Source organism: Phyllobacterium myrsinacearum (assembly GCF_002980555.1).
In the GTDB taxonomy this organism is placed as follows: domain Bacteria; phylum Pseudomonadota; class Alphaproteobacteria; order Rhizobiales; family Rhizobiaceae; genus Phyllobacterium; species Phyllobacterium myrsinacearum.
Genome location: NZ_PVBT01000005.1, coordinates 126,012 through 144,463 on the forward strand (window position 1 = coordinate 126,012; position 18,452 = coordinate 144,463).

Annotated in this window: 12 protein-coding genes; 4 read left to right on the forward strand and 8 right to left on the reverse strand. The window is 62.4% G+C overall.

Annotated features, from left to right (window positions below):
• Positions 1 to 16 precede the first annotated feature (16 nt).
• Both mgtA and C5750_RS17140 read right to left on the reverse strand, forming a co-directional pair.
• Positions 17 to 2,731 carry a magnesium-translocating P-type ATPase gene (gene mgtA, locus C5750_RS17135; protein ID WP_105735142.1) on the reverse strand — a complete coding sequence of 905 codons (2,715 nt, stop codon included), beginning with the start codon at positions 2,729 to 2,731 and terminating at the stop codon, positions 17 to 19.
• A gap of 250 nt (positions 2,732 to 2,981) precedes the next feature.
• The gene (locus C5750_RS17140) at positions 2,982 to 3,251 is read right to left on the reverse strand and encodes a hypothetical protein (protein WP_105735143.1); all 270 of its coding nucleotides are present in this window, start codon (positions 3,249 to 3,251) and stop codon (positions 2,982 to 2,984) included.
• Positions 3,252 to 3,620: 369 nt separating this feature from the next.
• Between C5750_RS17140 and C5750_RS17145 the strand changes: the two genes are divergently transcribed.
• The gene (locus C5750_RS17145) at positions 3,621 to 5,309 is read left to right on the forward strand and encodes an AMP-binding protein (RefSeq protein WP_105735144.1); all 1,689 of its coding nucleotides are present in this window, start codon (positions 3,621 to 3,623) and stop codon (positions 5,307 to 5,309) included.
• A gap of 10 nt (positions 5,310 to 5,319) precedes the next feature.
• Here the strand turns inward: C5750_RS17145 and C5750_RS17150 are convergent, their stop codons facing one another.
• From C5750_RS17150 to C5750_RS17160, 3 genes are all read right to left on the reverse strand, one after another.
• Positions 5,320 to 8,445, reverse strand: a complete 3,126-nt coding sequence (locus C5750_RS17150; RefSeq protein WP_105735145.1) for an efflux RND transporter permease subunit — start codon at positions 8,443 to 8,445, stop codon at positions 5,320 to 5,322.
• Positions 8,442 to 9,686, reverse strand: a complete 1,245-nt coding sequence (locus tag C5750_RS17155; RefSeq protein WP_110003318.1) for an efflux RND transporter periplasmic adaptor subunit — start codon at positions 9,684 to 9,686, stop codon at positions 8,442 to 8,444. Before C5750_RS17155 ends, C5750_RS17150 begins: the two co-directional genes overlap by 4 nt.
• A 160-nt stretch (positions 9,687 to 9,846) precedes the next feature.
• Positions 9,847 to 10,437: a TetR/AcrR family transcriptional regulator gene (locus C5750_RS17160; RefSeq protein ID WP_199538035.1), complete on the reverse strand. Its 591-nt coding sequence runs from the start codon at positions 10,435 to 10,437 to the stop codon at positions 9,847 to 9,849.
• Positions 10,438 to 10,621: 184 nt separating this feature from the next.
• On the opposite strand from C5750_RS17160, the gene C5750_RS17165 reads away from it, so the two are divergent.
• On the forward strand, positions 10,622 to 12,163 hold the full coding sequence (locus tag C5750_RS17165) for an MFS transporter (RefSeq protein WP_105735148.1): 1,542 nt from the start codon (positions 10,622 to 10,624) through the stop codon (positions 12,161 to 12,163).
• Positions 12,164 to 12,214: 51 nt separating this feature from the next.
• On the forward strand, positions 12,215 to 14,464 hold the full coding sequence (locus C5750_RS17170) for a mechanosensitive ion channel family protein (protein WP_105735149.1): 2,250 nt from the start codon (positions 12,215 to 12,217) through the stop codon (positions 14,462 to 14,464).
• Between the two features lie 2 nt (positions 14,465 to 14,466).
• Here the strand turns inward: C5750_RS17170 and C5750_RS17175 are convergent, their stop codons facing one another.
• Genes C5750_RS17175 through C5750_RS17185 form a run of 3 tightly spaced genes read right to left on the reverse strand, consistent with a single transcriptional unit; the run spans position 14,467 to position 17,098 of the window.
• A complete protein-coding gene (locus C5750_RS17175) occupies positions 14,467 to 15,249 on the reverse strand; it encodes an ABC transporter ATP-binding protein (protein ID WP_105735150.1) in 783 nt (260 codons plus the stop codon).
• Entirely contained in the window at positions 15,246 to 16,241 is a 996-nt protein-coding gene (locus tag C5750_RS17180) for a FecCD family ABC transporter permease (RefSeq protein WP_105735151.1), read from the reverse strand. The genes C5750_RS17175 and C5750_RS17180 overlap by 4 nt, the downstream gene beginning before the upstream one ends.
• Entirely contained in the window at positions 16,238 to 17,098 is an 861-nt protein-coding gene (locus tag C5750_RS17185; protein ID WP_245421151.1) for an ABC transporter substrate-binding protein, read from the reverse strand. The genes C5750_RS17180 and C5750_RS17185 overlap by 4 nt, the downstream gene beginning before the upstream one ends.
• Positions 17,099 to 17,270: 172 nt before the next feature.
• Here C5750_RS17185 and C5750_RS17190 point away from each other — a divergent pair, with 172 nt between their 5' ends.
• Entirely contained in the window at positions 17,271 to 18,257 is a 987-nt protein-coding gene (locus C5750_RS17190; protein ID WP_105735153.1) for an aldo/keto reductase, read from the forward strand.
• Positions 18,258 to 18,452: the final 195 nt, after the last annotated feature.

Here is an 18,452-nt window from a genome sequence, read left to right on the forward strand (position 1 = left end):
CCCGCTGCATGGCAGCTCAGAACCACTGGCCGAAGCGGCGGATGTAGATCGCCTTCATCGTCTGGGCGACGACGCAGTAGCTGAACAGGGTAGCCACCAGCCAGGGGAAGTAGCTCCAGGGCAGAGGCTGCAGTCCGACCAGCGTGCCGAGCGGCGAGAACGGCACATAGATGCCGAGGCCCATCACCAGGATCGACATCAGCATGACCGGCAGGGCCGCCGTGCTCTGGATGAAGGGGATCTTCTGCGTGCGCAGCATGTGCACGACCAGCGTCTGCGACAGAAGCCCCTCGATGAACCAGCCGGACTGGAACAGCGACTGATGTTCGGGCGCATTGGCGGCAAAGACGAACCACATCAGGGCAAAGGTGGTCATGTCGAAGATCGACGAAGTCGGTCCGATCCAGAGCATGAAGCGGCCGATGTTCCTCGCATCCCACTTGCGCGGCTTGCTGAGGAATTCCTTGTCCATCCGGTCCCACGGCAATGCCAGCTGCGAGATATCGTACATCAGGTTCTGGATGAGCAGATGAATCGCCAGCATTGGCAGGAACGGGATGAAGGCGCTGGCCACGAGCACCGAGAACACGTTGCCGAAGTTGGAGCTGGCCGTCATGTTCAGGTACTTCATGATGTTGCCGAAGGTCTCGCGACCCTTGATGACGCCCTCTTCGAGCACCATCAGGCTCTTTTCCAGGAGGATGATATCGGCCGATTCCTTGGCGATGTCGGCACCGCTGTCGACGGAAATGCCCACATCCGCATCGCGCAGTGCCGGAGCATCGTTGATCCCGTCGCCGAGGAAGCCGACGGTGTGACCATTGGCCTGCAGGGCCTTGAGCACCCGCGACTTCTGCAGCGGCGTCAGCTTGGCGAAGACGACGCGCTCTTCAACGAGCAGGCCCAGCGCGCTGTCGTCGAGTTTCTCGATGTCACGGCCAAGCAGCGGTATCCCGGCTTCAAGCCCGACCTCACGGCAGATCTTGAGGCTGACCACCTCGTTGTCGCCGGTCAGCAGCTTGACCGCGACGCCATGTTCGGCAAGCGCAGCAATCGCCGGTCCTGCGGTTTCCTTGGGCGGGTCGAGGAAGGTCAGGAAACCCTCGACGATCAGCTCGCTTTCATCCGCAATGCCGTATTGCGCCTTGGTGTCCCCTGCCGGGATTTCCCGGGTGGCGACCACAAGAACACGGAACCCGTCCTCATTGTAGGCGCGGGCGATGGCAACCAGCGCCTTGCGGCTGGTGTCGTCGAGCGCGCGGACATCCTTCCCGTCGCGCATGCGGGTGGCGATGCCAAGCATTTCCTCCACGGCGCCCTTGCAGACCAGCAGGTGCTCGCCGGCCACGCCTTCGACCACCACCGACAGCCGCCGGCGGATGAAATCGAACGGCATCTCGTCGACCTTGCGATAGAAGGCAGCGGTCCGCATGTTGTCGGCCGATGCATCGGTAAAGCGCAGCACGGCCTGGTCCATCAGGTTTTTGACACCGCTTTGGTGATGGCTGTTGAGCCAGGCAAGGCGCAGCACTGTCTCGTCACGCTTGCCGTAGACATCGACATGATGCTCCAGAATGATCTTGTCCTGGGTCAGCGTGCCTGTCTTGTCCGTGCACAGGATGTCCATGGCACCAAAGTTCTGGATGGCGTTGAGGCGCTTGACCACCACCTTGCGCCGGGCCATGGCGACAGCACCCTTGGCCAGGTTGGACGAGACGATCATCGGCAGCATTTCCGGCGTGAGGCCCACGGCAACCGCGAGCGCGAACAGCAGGGCTTCCAGCCAGTCGCCCTTGACGAAACCGTTGATCAGGAAAACGACCGGCACCATCACCAGCATGAAGCGGATGAGCAGCCAGCTGACGCTGTTGATGCCGCGGTCGAAGGCGGTCTGGGCGCGCGAACCGACAATGGATTTGGCAAGCGAACCGAAATAGGTGCGCGATCCCGTTGCCACGACGACAGCCGTCGCGGTGCCGCTGACCACATTGGTGCCCATGAAGCAGATATTGGGAACATCCAGCATATCGGTCTGATCGGAGGCAATGCCCAGCGCCGACTTCTCGGCAACCGCGCCGAGCGTGTCGTATTTTTCGACGGGAATGGCTTCGCCGGTCAGAACAGCCTGGCTGACATAGAGATCGCGCGATTCGATCAGGCGCACGTCGGCCGGGATCATGTCACCGGCGGACAGGCGCACGACATCGCCCGCCACGAGTTCCCGCATCGGAATTTCGAGCATTTCCGGCGGGGTCGTCGCACGGTTCCGGCGCAGCACGGTCGCCGTGGTGCGCACCATCGCCTTCAAGGCTTCGGCTGCCTTGCCGGACCGGTATTCCTGCACGAAGCGCATGATGCCGCTGGCCAGGATCATGACGGTGAGGATGATCACCTTGGTCGGATCGGGCGCGTCGCCCTTCTGCATGGGCAGCCAGCAATCGGTGAAAGCGCTGATCAGGCCGAGGACGATCAGCACCATGATGAAGGGATTCTTGAAAGCCGACATGAACTGGAGCAGCGCATGCGGGCGCCGGTCATGGGCGACCTCGTTTGCCCCGTCCTTGGCCAGGCGTTCCGTTGCATCGCGGATCGTCAGGCCATCGCGATGGCTTTTGACGTTGGCGAGGGTGATGTCGATATCGTTCTGGGCTTCACGCACAGCCCGCATGGACAGCTTGCGGCTATCCTTTTTCTCCGCATTCAACGCGGAATTCTTGAGAATGACGTTCATTTTCTGGTCTCCTGCCGCTTTGCGCGACAGCGACACCAGCTCACGGTCACCTGAAATTCAGGCGCAACAAGCCGTGCCGAGCCGTCACGTCCACGGTCGGTTTTGGGGAATTTGCTCTTTGGGATCGCCCGCCATGCTTGCCGGTCACCGGCAGCACGGCGGGCCTACTAGGATAGTCGTCCATGGGATACTCCTTCATGCCGCGCCCCGTAGCCCGATGGCGCATGCGCGGCGTTTGGCAAAACGGCGGTCAGATCATGCGGCCCGACTGATAGACCGCAAGCACCATCCCGACTTTTTCAACCGGGTCCAAAGCGGGTGCCGGCGGCTCATTGTCGGCACGCCAGCGCATTTCAAGCCGGCCATTGACCGGATTGACGCGCCAATCCGCCTGCAGATTGGAAAAAAGATGCTGTTTCCGGGGTGCGGCGGAAACGGTGTTCCGTTGCACGGCAAGCCGCCCGCAGACGCGGTTGGCGAAGGCGCGAACGCCTGGAAGAGTTGCGAACGTGATGTTCATGGCTCACCTCATTGACCGGAAGCGATCCGGCCTGGGTGAGCGACGGTGGAGCCCTAAGCCCTAACGTTGCTCATCCGGTGTACCGGATCGAGTCCTGCTCGTTAGTTGTTTCAAGCGCCCGGCCTCCCGCATCAACGGCAGTCAGGGCGCAGCTAGATTTGCTGTCCATCGTCTTCTTTGTGATTTGAAAAATGACCTGGGTAACCCAAGCAAAACCGCGATACGCCTGCTTGATGCGGGTTGTCAACCAGAAAGCTTGGCCATTGCGATTTTTGTCGCATGAAATCGAACGGGGCCGGGACTGCGAACTTTACAGCGCCGGTCAGAAACGTATGCTCCATCTGCTGAACGCTTTGGGAGGAGCAATCGATGATCAGGGAAAGCTACGTTCACGGTGCAAGCAGCCAGCCGCTGATCGGCGAAACGATCGGCCGGCATTTTGACCATATCGCCGGGCGGTTTCCCGACCGCCCCGCCCTTGTGGTCCGCCACCAGAATGTGCGCCTGAGCTATGCCGAACTGAAGCAGCGCGTTGATGCCGTCGCAGCGGGTTTCATTGCCCTCGGCCTGAAACCCGGTGACCGCATCGGCATCTGGTCGCCCAACAATCTGGAATGGGTGCTGACCCAGTTCGCCACGGCCAAGGCCGGGCTCATCCTCGTCAATATCAATCCGGCCTACCGCTCGCACGAGCTTGAATATGCCGTCAACAAGGTCGGCTGCAGCGCGCTCATCCTGTCGCCAGCGCTCAAAACAAGCAATTACCTCGACATATTGCGCGAGATCGCCCCGGAACTGGAACACTGCGCGCCCGGCAAGCTCCGCTCAATCAAGCTGCCGGCGCTGCGGACCGTCATTCGCCTGGGCGCAGACAAGACGCCGGGCATGTTCAACTTCGCCGATCTCGAACGGGCCGCGACCCCGGAGGCCATGCAAGAGCTGCAGGCGCTCGCCGCCCTGCTGCAGTTCGACGATCCGATCAACATCCAGTTCACCAGCGGCACCACCGGCAGCCCCAAGGGCGCGACGCTCACCCATCACAATATTCTTAACAACGGCTTCTTCATCGGCGAGGCGATGCGCCTCACCGAAATCGACCGCCTGTGCATCCCGGTGCCCTTCTACCATTGCTTCGGCATGGTTCTCGGCAACCTCGCCTGCCTCACCCATGGCGCCTGCATGGTCATACCGGGCGAGGCATTCGATCCGCTCGCGGTCCTGCAGACGGTCGAGGCCGAAAAATGCACCGGCCTGCATGGCGTGCCGACCATGTTCATTGCCATACTCGGGCATCCCGACTTCAAGACCTTCGACCTCAGCAGCCTGCGTACCGGCATCATGGCGGGCTCGCCCTGCCCGATCGAAGTGATGCGGAAAGTCATCCACGATATGCACCAGAGCGAAATCACCATCGCCTACGGCATGACCGAGACCAGTCCGGTCAGCTTCCAGAGTTCCGCCACCGACCCGCTGGAACGGCGCGTTTCAACCGTCGGGCGCATTCATCCGCATGTTGAGGTCAAGATTATCGATGCGGACGGCGCGATTGTCGCGCCGGGCGTGACCGGTGAGCTTTTGACGCGCGGCTACAGTGTCATGCGCGGCTATTGGGGCGACGACGCCAACACCGCGGCCACCATCGATGCCGCCCGCTGGATGCATACCGGCGATCTGGCGACCATCGATGCGGAAGGCTATTGCAACATTGTCGGACGCATCAAGGACCTGGTCATCCGCGGCGGCGAGAACATCTATCCGCGTGAGATCGAAGAGTTTCTCTACACCCATCCCGGTATCGCCGACGTGCAGGTGTTCGGCATCCCGGACGCCAAGTATGGCGAATGCCTCTGCGCCTGGATCAGGGTGCGTGCTGATTCCACCCTCAGCGAACATGACGTGCTGCAGTTCTGCAAGGGCCGGATCGCCCATTACAAGGTCCCGGCCCATATCCGCTTCGTCGAAGCCTACCCGATGACCGTGACGGGCAAGATCCAGAAATTCATCATGCGGCAGGCCATGATCGACGAGCTGGGCCTCATGGAGGCGAAAACCGCCTGAGCGGGGACACTTACTCCGCCGCGTGCGGCGCCGCCGCAGCAGGGCCACGTTTGACAAAGACCTTGCGCCACAGCTGCGCCGAACCGCGCGACATGTCTTCCATATAGAGGAAGATCACCGGCGTGATGAACAGGGTGAGGATTTGCGAGGCAAACAGGCCGCCGACCACGGCCACGCCAAGCGGCTGGCGCAATTCGGAGCTGGCGCCCGCACCGATGGCAATCGGCAGGGTTCCCATCACCGCGGCGAGCGTTGTCATCATGATCGGCCGGAACCGCACCAGGCAGGCTTCGCGAATGGCGTCGTGCGGCGTGTCTCCCGCCCGCTGCCGGACAAGGGCAAAGTCGACCATCATGATGGCGTTCTTCTTGACGATACCGATCAGCATCAGCATGCCGATGATGGCGATCACGCTGAGATCGAACCCGAAGAGTTCGAGCGTCGCCAGCGCCCCGGCCGCTGCCGCAGGCAGGCCCGTCAGGATGGTCAGCGGATGGATGAAGCTCTCATAGAGGATGCCGAGCACGATATAGATCGTCAGGATCGCCGCACCGATCAGCATTCCCTGATTGGACAGCGCCTGCTGGAACACCTTTGCCGTGCCGGTAAATGTCGAGGAAATCGAATCCGGCACATTCAGTTCCGCCTTGATCTTGTTGATTTCTTCGACCGCCCGGCCCAGGGCAATCCCCTGCGGCAGATTGAAGGAGATGGTCACCGCAGGCAACTGGCTCAACTGGCTGACCGCCAGCAGTCCGGCTCGCCGCTCGACATGGGCGAAGGAAGACAGCGGAATAAGCTTGTTGGTGGTGGTCGAGCGGATCTGCATCTGGTCGAGCTTGTCGGTGGTCCAGGGAATGGAGGGATCGAGCTCGAGGATCACCTCGTAGCTGTCGCCGGTGGAAAAGATGGTCGAGGCCTGATTGGTCCCGAAGGCGTAGTAGAGCGAATTGCGCAATTGCGTCGACGAAATGCCGAGCAGCCGCGCCTTGTCGGCGTCGATCACCAGATTGGCCTGCAGCGCATTGTTCTGCAGGTCGCTGGTCACATCCGCAAAATATTGCCGGTCCTGCTGCAGCGCCAGCAGGAATTTCTGCGACCACGGATAGAGATCGTCAGCGTTGATGCCCTGCAGCACGAACTGGTACTGCGCGCGCGACGAGGTGCTGCCGATACGCAGGTTCTGGATGGCGATGGGATAGCTGTTGATACCAGGCACCTTCGCCAGCGACTGGCGCAGGTCCGTCAGCAGCGGATCGAGGGCCATGCGCTGGGATTTCGGTTTGAGCTCAACGAAGAAACTGCCCTGGTTGAGGCTGGATGAATTGAAGCCGCCGCCGATGGTCGACGCCACATGGGCGACATAGGGTTTGCTCCTCAGAACATCGGCCACCTGTTTCTGCAGCGCCACCATGGCATCGAACGAAATGTCCTGCCGGGCTTCGGTCGAGATGGAAAGCTGGCCGATATCCTCAGTCGGCAGAAAACCCTTGTCGATGGACGAGAAGAGATAAAGCGTTGCAATGACCGTCAGCACGAAGACACCGAGCACGACGAGACGGAAGCGCAGGCAGACATCCAGCATCCACCGGTAGCCGCCAAGCACCGCATCGAAAACCCGTTCCGTCAGCGGCTTGCGGCCTTTTCCATTGTCATGCGGAATGGCCGGCATGTGGCTGCACAGCATGGGGGTCAAGGTCAGCGATATCAGCGCCGACGCGACGATTGCCACGGTGACCACAACGGCAAATTCGTTGAAGATGCGCCCGACCACGCCGCCCATCAGCAGGACGGGGATGAAGACCGCCACGAGCGATGCCGTGATGGACACGATGGTGAAGCCGATCTCCTCGCTGCCCTTGAGCGCCGCCTCGCGTGGCGGCATGCCCTCCTCGATATGCCGGGATATGTTCTCCAGCATGACGATGGCGTCGTCCACCACCAGTCCCACCGAAAGCGTCAGGCCGAGCAGCGAAATATTATCGATGGAAAAGCCGAACACATACATCACCCCCAGTGTGGCGATCAGCGACAGGGGCACGGCGATGGTCGGGATAAGCGTTGCCGCGATCCGCCGCAGGAACACGAAGATCACCATCACGACCAGCCCGATGATCAGGACAAGCGTGAACTGCACGTCGGACACCGCCTGGCGGATCGACGTGGAGCGGTCGTTGAGCACGTTGAGGCTGGTGGACGCGCCAAGCTCATCGGCGAATTTCGGCAGCATGGTGCGCACGCGGTCCACCACGTCGACCGTATTGGCGCCGGGCTGGCGGAAAACAGCCAGCACCAGCGCCTTCTTGCCGTCATAGCGGCTTTCGGTCTGGGTGTTGGCGACCGAATCGACCACGCGCGCCACATCGCCCAGGCGCACCGGCTTGCCATTGGGTGACGCGACCAGGATCTGGCGGAACGTGTCGGCATTCTTCGACTGCGTATCGGCCTCGATCGCCATCTGCTGGGTGGGGCTCGTCAGCGTGCCGACCGGCGCAATCGAATTGTTGTCGGCCACGGCACTCGTCAGTTCATCAATGCCGATGCCGCGGGCCTTCATGGCATTGGGATCGACCTCGATGCGCACGGCGAACTGCTTGGCGCCGAACACCTGGACCTCGCCGACGCCATCCACCGTCGACAGCGACGGCGAGATGACCTGCTCGGCATAATCGTCGAGCTTCGACAGCTGCGCCGTATCGCTTTGCAGCGCGATCAGCAGGATCGGCGCGTCGGCAGGATTGGTCTTGCGGTAGCTCGGCGGCGTCGTCATGTTCGCCGGCAGTTGCCGCAGCGTCCGCGCGATGGCGGCTTCGACGTCGGCGGCGGCCTGGTCGATGTTCCGGTCCAGCTCGAATTCGATGGTGACGCGGGTCTGGCCCTGCGTGCTGGTGGCGCTGATGGTCGACACGGAGGGTATCGTGGCGAACTGCTTGATCAGCGGCGTTGCCACGGCATTGGCCATGGTATCGGGCGCAGCGCCCGGCAACTGGGCGGAAACCGATATGACGGGGAAATCGACCTGCGGCAGCGCGGCAACGGGGAGGAACTGATAGGCAAACAGGCCCGATGCGGCCAGCGCAACGGAGAGAAGAATTGTCGCGATGGGCCGGCGGATGAATATGGCCGATATGTTCATTGCACCGTGTCCGTCTTGATCGGGTCCGGCACAACAGCATCGGCAGCCGACAGCGCAGGCGCCGCATTGTCGATATCGGCCACCGTTTCAATGACGCTCGACCCGTCCTGCAGATGCAATTGCCCGTCAATGACCACATGGTCGCCGGACTTGAGGCCCGCCGTGGTCACGGCGGTATCGCCAACCGTTTCAACCACGGTCACCGCCTGCTTGATCACTTTCTTGTCGGGGCCGACGACAAAGGCGAATGTCCCGTCATTGCCCTGTTGAATGGCAATCAGCGGTACGGTCACCGCATCCTTGTGCGTGCCGATCTCAACCGTTGCGTTGATATACTGGCCGGGCCACAGCGCGCCGTCATCATTGGCGACGTCAGCCTTCAGGACAATCGTCCCGGATGCGGTGTCGACGCTGGAATCGACAAAGTTCAGCGGACCCGATGCAACCACTTCCTTGCTGCCGGGGACCTTGACCAGCACATCGAGCTGACGTTCCTTCATCGCGTCCCGCACCGTCGGCAGATCGCTTTCCGCCACCGTGAACGACACCCGCAGCGGCGCCATGCGCGTGATGGTCAGAAGACCGCCGCCGGTATCCGCAGTGCGCACGAGATTGCCGGCGGATGTATTGACCACGCCGACGCGGCCATCGATCGGTGCCTTGATGGTCATATAGGACAGCTGCACCTCGTCGGCCTGGATCTGCGCCGTATCCATGGCGATCGAGGCCTTCAACGCATTGACAGCAGCAAGCGCCTGATAGGCCTGCTGCTGCGTATCGATCTTCCGGCTTGACAGGGCCTGTGCCGCGATCAGGTCCTGGTTGGCGGAATCGAGATTGGCCTGATCCTTGGCCAGCGCCGCCTTGTCCTTCTCGATCGTCGCTCGGATCGCCCGGTCATCCAGCTGGAAAAGCACGTCTCCGGCCTTGACCATCTGCCCGTCCTTGACATTGGTCGCCATCACCACGCCGTCGGCCTGCGGCCGGATGACGACCGTGTCGATCGGCTCGATATTGCCGACAACCGTCTTGGTGATGGGCACGTCTTCAGTCTTGGCCGTGGCGGCAACAATCGATGGAACGGCGGCGGAGCGGCCCTTGCCCGATCCTGCGGCGGGCGCTGTCGCGGCGACCGTCATTGGCCCCTTGCCGGCCGGCGGTGCATTGAGATGCGGAAAGAGAAAGATGTAGCCGAGTCCGGCCAATACAACGAACGCGATCAAAAGACCCAGACGTTTCACTGCACGCTACCTCCAGGGCACCGCCCATTAGCCAAGCAACTTGTTGGCTATGGACTCTCTCACCTTCCCGGCATCTTGTCGAATGACCATTTTGTCATGTTTGCTGCAATGCACACGGCGGCCATCAGGAGGTGCAAGCGCGGGCCGCCACCACAGAATATCATGTCCGCAGCATCAGGGAAAACAAATCAAACAGCGCCGCGGCTATCGGCGCTGGGTCCTGCAGGCCCCGCTCGATGGCGTCGTCCACGGCGCCATGGAAGCCCTGATACACGACAACGGCGACAAATTCGGGATTGCGGGCATTCCATGCCCCATCCCTGGCCCCGGCAGCCAGAAGGCCGGCCAGCTGTCCGACAATCGCGTTCTTTTCCGTCCTGTACTGCATCCGCCGCCCGTGCTGGTGAAAAACCACGTCATGCAGCTCGTATTCGGCCATATAGATCGTCACCCCCGCGACCAGCCATTGGCGCAGCCGCGCCGCATGATCCCCGGCCGGAACCGTGTCGACAGCGGCGCCGACACGATCGAGAAAACCTTGAGAAAACGCCGCCCGCAGCGCTTCCAGAATCCCGTTCTTCGTGGAGAAGTAGTGGTAGAACGTCCCCTTCGCCACCTCGGCCCTGGCGGTGATGGCGTCGATTGTCGTCGCCTCTACCCCCTGTTCGATGAACAAACCGGCAGCCGCATCCATCAATTCCTGGCGCCTGATGTCCGAGGGCTTCGTCCGGGGTCTGATCGTCTTCTTCATTCCATCCCTTTGCCGCATCACCACCGGGCAATCAATAGGCACGCTGTTGCCCGGAACTGAACCTACACTCTTCCAATGTGAAGAAAAAGATATTTTAGAATTATTCTACAATGATTTATGCATATTGACTGACCGTCAGTCAATTGATAGGCAGACACCCTGTATCAAACATGGGTGTCGCATCATGAGAAATTATCGCCGTCTCGCGCTGATCCTGACAATCTACCTTGGAACATTCATCGCAACGCTCGATATCAGCATCGTCAACGTTGCCCTTCCGCAGATCCAGACAGACCTGCAAACCAGCATCAGCGGATTGCAATGGGTCGTCGACATCTATGCCCTTTGCCTCTCCGCGTTCATTCTCTCCGCCGGCCCGATCGGCGACCGCTATGGCCGCAAGCTGTCCTGGCTGATCGGCGTCGGCGTCTTCATCGCCGGATCCGTTATCTGCGGCATCGCGGAAAACCTGACTGTCCTGTTGGCCGGACGCGCCGTCCAGGGCGTCGCGGGCGCGCTGCTCATTCCCGGCGCGCTTTCCATTCTGGTTCATGCCTTTCCCGACAAGCGGGAACGCGCGCATATCATCGGCGGCTGGACCTCCTTCAGCGCCATTTCGCTGGTTGTCGGCCCGATCCTCGGCGGCATCCTCGTTGAAACGGCAGGCTGGGCCAGCATCTTTTTCATCAATGTTCCGATCGGCCTTTTTGCAATCCTCATCGGCACGTGGGCCATCAACGAAAGCGCCCATCCGGATCATGCGGCCTTCGACCCGCTCGGACAGATCGCCAGCATGCTGGCCCTCGGCCTGCTGACGTTCGGCCTCATCACCGCCGGCGAGGCAGGCTGGAAAAGCGGACACACCCTTTTTCCGCTGCTCGGCGCGGCCATCGCCTTTGTATTCTTCCTGGCCGTCGAGCACCGGGTCGAACGGCCTTTGCTGCCGCTTGGCCTGTTCCGCAACGCCGAGTTCTCGATGATGAACGCCATCGCCTTCATGATCGGCTTTTCGACCTTCAACAATGTGTTCTTCCTCTCCCTGTTCTTCCAGCGCGCCCAGGGCCTGTCTCCAGCCGAGACGGGATGGCGGATGGCGCCGGAATTTGTCGCCATGGGTGCCGTTTCGATCCTGTCCGGCTATCTCTGTTCGAGGCTGGGAACGCGGCAGGTCATCGTGACCGGCGGTACGGTCATTGCCGCGTCTCTGCTTCTGATGGGTCTGTTCGCCGGCGGGATATCCTATCTCTACCTGGCATTCCTGCTGGCCGGGCTCGGCATCGGCATCGGACTGGTCGTCCCCGCCAGCAGCGCGGCGCTGATGGCCTCTGTGCCCGCAGAGCGCTCGGGCATGGCATCGGCAACCATGAACACGCTGCGCCAAGCGGGCATGACCATCGGCATCGCCCTTCTCGGCTCGATCATGGGCAGCCAGGCGCTCCGCTCACTCACCGCCCGGCTGGAAGAAACCGGCATCGGCAACGCGGCAGATATCGCCGAAGCCGCGATCATCCGCCACGACCTGACCGGCGGCGGCCTGCCTGGCAACAGCCTTGGGCAGCTTGCCAACAGGGCGTTTGCCGAGGGCATAGAGCGTGCCATGCTGGTCGCGGGCGCGATTGCCGTGATCGTTACGCTGGCATTTGTGTGGACGCACTATGTCAAACAGCCGATCCGCAGTTCCTCGCCCGGACAGGCAGCCGCCGAAACAGATACAATCAGCACTTGAAGCCGACCAAGCAATGCGCGTACTCCTATCGTCAGAACGAGGGGGACTGCGATGCTGAAACGCCAGAACATTCCATCGGCAATGCGAATGGTCCTGCTCTGTCTTTGCGCGGCGCTTCCCGGGGTTCTTGCAACAACTGCCGCCGCCCAGGACGCAGCCGGGACGGTCACCGTCATCCTGCAGCGTGGCCAGAGCGAGGCCGATATCAACAACACCCTGCGGGCCGCCTATGCCAGCGGCCGCAATGTGGTCGTGCGCTGGGATGAACCGGCACCCGCGGCGGCAAAAGCCAAGGCCGCGCCTGCCGCCCAGTCCACTGACACCCCGCTCGATCAGGCTGAAGTCCTGGCCGAAAACGCACTGGAGTCATTCAGCACCGGTCTTTCCGTCGGGCTCACGGGCATCGGCCACATCGTCGAACTGCCCTTCATGATGGATAAGGGGCTGCAAAGCCAGGGCGGCGACTGGGGCCAGGTCACCCTCGTCACGCTGGGGGCGCTGCTGGCCGCCGCCGCCGCGGGCTGGATCGTCTTCCGGCTCGGCACGGCCCTGATCGTCCGTCCGATCGGCGCGGATGCCGATCTCGTCCATCGCGCCCGCGGATCGCTTGCCCGCACGGTGCGCGACATCGCCGGCATCTGCGCTTTCATTGCCACCGGGCATATCGTCATCAACGTCCTGACGGCCAATGCGCCGATGGCCTCGCACCTCACATTGCGGCTGCTGCATGCCGCCGGGCTGACCCTCGTCTATGCGGCGGTGGGCCGGCTCTTCCTCTCGCCGGGCGATCCCCAGGCAAGGCTGCTGCCCATCAACAATCCGCAATGGCACTTCCGCATGCTGGTTGCCTATGGCTTTACCGGGGCCATGGTCGGCCAGCTCGTCCGCCTGTCCCTGGAAAGCGGTGTCAGCCGCGGCGTCACCGAAGGCTGGTTCCTGATTGCGGCAACAATCCTGACCATTTTGAAGCTCTGGTGGTTCATTGGCGGGCGAAAGGACATCACCGCCGTGTTTGCCGGACCGGCACCGCGCATGACCCGGCGGTTGATCGCAAGCGCGCTGCCGGCGTTCCTGTCCCTTGTTGCCATCCTGATCTGGATCGTCGGCTGCATGGCCGCCAGTTCGCCCCAGCTTTCCCATTGGGGCGAGGCAGCGGGCGCAACCCAGATTATCGTGCTCCTGATCCCGATTATCGCGCTCGGCGTGCATGCACTGATTGCGGCGATGCAGGAGCGGCACAAGAATGACGCCCCCCTGCCGCCGCTGGCGCAGGCGTTCATTGCCGCCATCCAGACACTGGCGACCGGGGGTATCTGGCTTCTCGGCCTCTTCCTCATTGTCCGTCTGTGGACGAGCTATATGGACAGCGCCTATTCCATGGCGCTGTCGCTCATCACCGGCCTGCTCCGGATCAGCGTTGCCGTGGTCATCGGCTGGGCCATCTGGAGTTTCCTGCGGCACTATTTCACCGCCCTTTCTCCCTCCTCGCGGCCGCTGCTGCCGGGACAGGAGGACACGGACGGACCGGTGCGCACCGCCGCCGGGCGCCTCTCGACGATCCTGCCACTGGTGCGCGATCTCGCCTTCGGCGCCATCGTTGCGATCACCGCGCTTGTGGTGCTTTCATCGCTCGGCATGGATATAGGGCCGCTGCTTGCCGGCTTCGGCGTTCTCGGGCTGGCCATTTCCTTCGGCTCGCAGACCCTGGTGAAGGATGTGGTTTCCGGCATATTCTTCATTGCCGACGACGCATTCCGCACGGGTGAATATATCGATACCGGCAAGCTCAAGGGCACCGTCGAGCGCATCACGCTGCGCTCCCTCCAGCTCAGGCACCAGAATGGCCCGGTACACACCATCCCCTTCGGGCAGATCCAGTCGGTGACGAATTACAGCCGGGATTGGAGCACGATCAAATTCGAGCTGCGTTTTGATCGCGACACCGATCCGGAGAAAATCCGCAAGACCGTCAAGAAGGTCGGCCAGGAGATGCTTGAAGACCCGGATTTCGGCCCGGAATTTCTGGTTCCGCTGAAGTTTCAGGGCATTCAGGACATCACCGAGAATTCGATGATCGTCCGGCTCAAATTCACCGCCAAACCGGGCAACCCGTCGCTTATCCAGCGTGAGGCGATGAAGCGGCTGCTTGTGGCTTTCCGCGAAGCCGGTCTGCTGCTGGCATCCAATGCCGTGACCGTGCGCTCGGGCACCAACGACGCGGCCGGTGCCGGTGCGGCAACCCAGATCGCCCTGGAGAAGGCCGCCGAACTCGCGTCGACGCAGGCGGCCAAGCCGGGCTAGTGTCACTCCGGCATGCCGGCAAGTGCGACGGGCTGGACGATCAATCCCTGCTCCGTTGCCTGGAGATAGGCCTCGACGCCATAGATCCGGCGCATGTGATCGGCCGTCAGCACCTCGGCGGGCCGGCCGTCGGCAACGATCCGGCCGGCATGGATGAGAACCAGCCGGGTGCACCAGCCTGCGGCGAGGCCAAGATCGTGCAGGGATGCCACCACCGCAGACCCTTTGCCTGCCAGATCGGCGAGCGATTGCATCAGACCGATCTGATGCGCCGGATCGAGCCCCGCCGCCGGTTCATCCGCAAGCAGGAGCGCCGCGTCCTGCGCCAGGGCACGGGCAATCAGCACCCGCGCCTGTTCACCGCCGGAAAGCGCGAGAGCCGAACGATGGCGGAGCTGCTGAACATCCATCCGCTGCATCGCCTGTTCGACCAGCGCCGCATCATGCGCGCTTGGCCGGGAAAATTCGCGGCGGTAGGGCGTGCGGCCGAGCGCGACGAGGTCTTCCACCGGCATGGCCCAGGCGATTTCGCGGTCCTGCGGCAGATAGGCGACGTGCCTCGCCCGCTCCCGGTTATTCATCCGCCTCGCCGGTTTTCCGGCAATGCCGATGTCGCCGCTCGACGGCACCAGGCCAAGAATGCTCCGCAGAAGGGTCGACTTGCCCGCACCGTTCGGACCGATCAGCCCGACAAATTCACCGGCGCGAACGTCGAGCGACACATCGTGCAGGACGGCTCTGGAACCGAGCGAGGCATGGACATGGGACAGGCTGAGGATCGTCATATCAGCGTCCTTCGCGTGCGGAACACCAGCCACAGGAAGAAGGGTGCGCCGATCATGGCCGTCAGGACGCCAAGCTTCAAATCCCTGCCCGGCGCGATCAGACGCACGAGAATATCGGCAGCCATCAGCATCGAGGCGCCGCCGAGCGCACTCACCGGAAGCAGGCGCGACGGCCGTCCCCCCGCCAGCGGCCGCAGCACATGCGGCACGATGAGGCCGATGAAGCCGATGGCACCGGCAACGGCGGTGGCCGCCCCGACCGACGCAGCCGTGCCCAGAATGGCGAAGAACTGCACCCGCCGGATGTTGATGCCCATGCTGGCGGCGGCATCGGGCCCCAATGTCAGGGCGTCGAGCGAACGGCCGAGGCTGAACAGCAGCACCCAGCCGGCAAGGATGAACGGGGCGGCAAGCTCAACATGCAGCATGGAGCGGTCCGTGAGGGATCCCAGCATCCAGTAGACGATCTCCATCGCCGCAAACGGGTTGGGTGACAGGTTCAGCGCCAGCGTGGTCATCGCCCCGGCAAAGCTCGAAACGGCGACACCGGCGAGAATGACGGTGAGCGTGCCCGCACCACGGCCGGCCAGCGCCTGCACCAGGAAGACGGCGAGAACGGCGCCTGCCAGCGCCATCAGCGGCAGGGCAAGCGGGAAAACGAGGGATAGGCCCGTATAGATGGCGATCACCGCGCCGAGGGATGCCGACGCACTCACCCCGAGAAGGCCCGGTTCCGCCAGCGGATTGCGCAGATAGCCCTGCAGCACCGCACCGGAGAGCCCGAGGGTCGCCCCGATCATCAGGCCGAGCAGCGCGCGCGGCAGCCGTATTTCCCGCATGACGATGACGATGGCATCGCCCTGTCCCGTCAGCAGGGCGCGAATACTGTCGGACACGCCCAGTGCGGCCGGACCGGCGAGCAGCGACAGCACGAACAGGACAAGGGTCAACAGCGCAAGCCCGCACAGCAAAAGACGGTAGCGATCCTTCATCTGGGGCCTTCCCGCCGGGCTGCATCCGACAGCAGCTTGACGGCCTCCACGGTGAACGGCCCGCCGCATATCCAGTATTTGTCGGGGATATCGATGGGGTTCTTCCCCTGCAGCGCCGCCCGGAACGCCGGATGGAGCTGCGCGTCATAGGCAAGGGCGGGCGCCGGATAGGCGTTGTGGGTGGCAATCAGGTCCGGCTTGGCCATCACCAGTTGTTCGAGTGACAGCTTTTGCGTGCCATCGAGGCCGAGCTTTTCGCCCATATTGACCAGTCCCGCCCGGTTGACCACGTCCCCCGCCAGCGTGTTGCGGCCCGAGGTAATCTGGTTGGCATAATAGAGCGCGACGGTGGGTGCATCGGCGCTGCGCGCCGGAATATCTGCCAGCGCAGCGTCCATCGCGCCCAGGAGTTCTTCCGCCCTGGCCTGACGGCCGAGCAGGGCGCCCATCCGCCGTACATTGGCGCGGATATCGTCGAAGGAGGCTTCCGGCGGGAATTCCTCGACGCGAAATCCCAGCCGCTTGAGAATACCGGCCGTCGCCCGCGTGGTATAGGTGCTGGTCAGGACAAGGTCCGGCTGCATCAGGAATATCTCTTCCGCCTGACCATGATTGAGCGCAAACGCCCCCGCATCCCCGGCCAGAACCGATACGGTCGCGTCCCCCGCGAGATAGGACACGGAAACGAGTTGCCCGCCAGACGCCAGCAGCATCGCCAGCTGATCGGTGCACAGGTTCATGGAAACGACGCGCGCCGGTGCTTCGGCTGAAGCGGAATCGGCAGCGCCAAGCAGCGCAATGGCGGATGCCAGCCACGCCACACCTGCGCCGACAGCCCATCTGTATCCCCTGCTCACGCCCAGAAACTCCCCTGGCAATCGATAGGGCCGCATGCAGCATGCGGCAGCCTTCCTATAGCTGCCATCAATATCGTCCGGCGTATAGTCATTCCTGCGGCATATCCATCGTCCCGCCGGTTGACATCCCGTTTTGCGGCTTCCACCATGGCACAGATTCCGGGAGAGAAAATTGGACATTCGCAACATTGGTAAAACGCCGCTGGCCGTCACTGAAATCGGCTTCGGCGGCGCGGCAATTGGCGGGCTGTATCGTGAATGCACGCGCGAGGCCGCAATGGAAACCCTGCAGACCGCGTGGGATGCCGGCATACGCTATTTCGACACGGCGCCGTTTTACGGCTTCGGCCTGTCGGAACGCCGCACCGGCGACTTCCTGCGCGACAAGCCGCGCGACAGCTATGTGCTTTCGACAAAGGTCGGCCGCCTCATGCGCCCGGTGCCGGAGGATCAGGTCCCCGATCATTCCTACGTCGATCCCCTGCCCTTCGCTGTCGACTATGACTACAGCTATGACGGCATCATGCGGTCCTTCGAGTTCAGCCTGGCGCGCCTCGGCCTGAACCGGATCGACATCCTCTACATCCATGATATCGGTGCCTACACCCATGGTGCCGAACAAAACGCCGTCTATATGGACCAGCTGCTCGGCAGCGGCCTGAAGGCGCTGGACGAACTCAAATCGGCCGGGGCAATCGCCGCCTATGGGCTGGGGGTGAACGAAGTCGAGGTCTGCCTCGATGTGCTGGCCCGGCATCCGCTTGACGGCATTCTTCTCGCCGGGCGCTATTCCCTGCTCGACCGCGCGGCCGAACGCGGCCTGCTCGACGTCTGCCGGGCGCAAGGGACCTCCCTCATCATTGGCGGCGTGTTCAATTCCGGCATTCTGGCGACGGGACCGGTGCCCGGCGCGCATTTTGACTATGGCCCGGCATCCCCGGATATTCTCGAGCGCGTCCGTGCCATGCAGGCCATTGCGGAGGCCGAAAATGTGCCCCTGGCGGCGGCCGCCATCCAGTTTCCGTTCCGTGAACCGGTCGTGGCGAATGTTTTGATCGGCACCGCCAAGCCGTCGAGCCTGACCCGCAATCTGGAAATTTTATCCACGAAAGTCCCGGAATCTGTATACACCGACTGCGAACGTTTCGTCCTTCGCTAAATTCTTCTAAAAGATCGCTCCGGATTAGGATCGGCATGGGTTTCATCGGGTGGCAGCAAGCGCTAATTTGCTGATCTGCCTTGCAATATCAGCCATTGCATATTCCGCTCATCTGATTACATAAGGGCTCGCTGACTGCGTTCAGCGCGCCCGGCCAGCGTTTGCGGCGGCCGGAAATCAGGCAATGAATGGAGC

What these genes read in the sequence shown, in the direction of transcription:
- mgtA (WP_105735142.1), bottom strand. Translation starts at nt 2,731, where the DNA reads ATGAACGTCATTCTCAAGAATTCCGCGTTGAATGCGGAGAAAAAGGAT.
- C5750_RS17140 (WP_105735143.1), bottom strand. Translation starts at nt 3,251, where the DNA reads ATGAACATCACGTTCGCAACTCTTCCAGGCGTTCGCGCCTTCGCCAAC.
- C5750_RS17145 (WP_105735144.1), top strand. Translation starts at nt 3,621, where the DNA reads ATGATCAGGGAAAGCTACGTTCACGGTGCAAGCAGCCAGCCGCTGATC.
- C5750_RS17150 (WP_105735145.1), bottom strand. Translation starts at nt 8,445, where the DNA reads ATGAACATATCGGCCATATTCATCCGCCGGCCCATCGCGACAATTCTT.
- C5750_RS17160 (WP_199538035.1), bottom strand. Translation starts at nt 10,437, where the DNA reads ATGAAGAAGACGATCAGACCCCGGACGAAGCCCTCGGACATCAGGCGC.
- C5750_RS17165 (WP_105735148.1), top strand. Translation starts at nt 10,622, where the DNA reads ATGAGAAATTATCGCCGTCTCGCGCTGATCCTGACAATCTACCTTGGA.
- C5750_RS17170 (WP_105735149.1), top strand. Translation starts at nt 12,215, where the DNA reads ATGCTGAAACGCCAGAACATTCCATCGGCAATGCGAATGGTCCTGCTC.
- C5750_RS17175 (WP_105735150.1), bottom strand. Translation starts at nt 15,249, where the DNA reads ATGACGATCCTCAGCCTGTCCCATGTCCATGCCTCGCTCGGTTCCAGA.
- C5750_RS17180 (WP_105735151.1), bottom strand. Translation starts at nt 16,241, where the DNA reads ATGAAGGATCGCTACCGTCTTTTGCTGTGCGGGCTTGCGCTGTTGACC.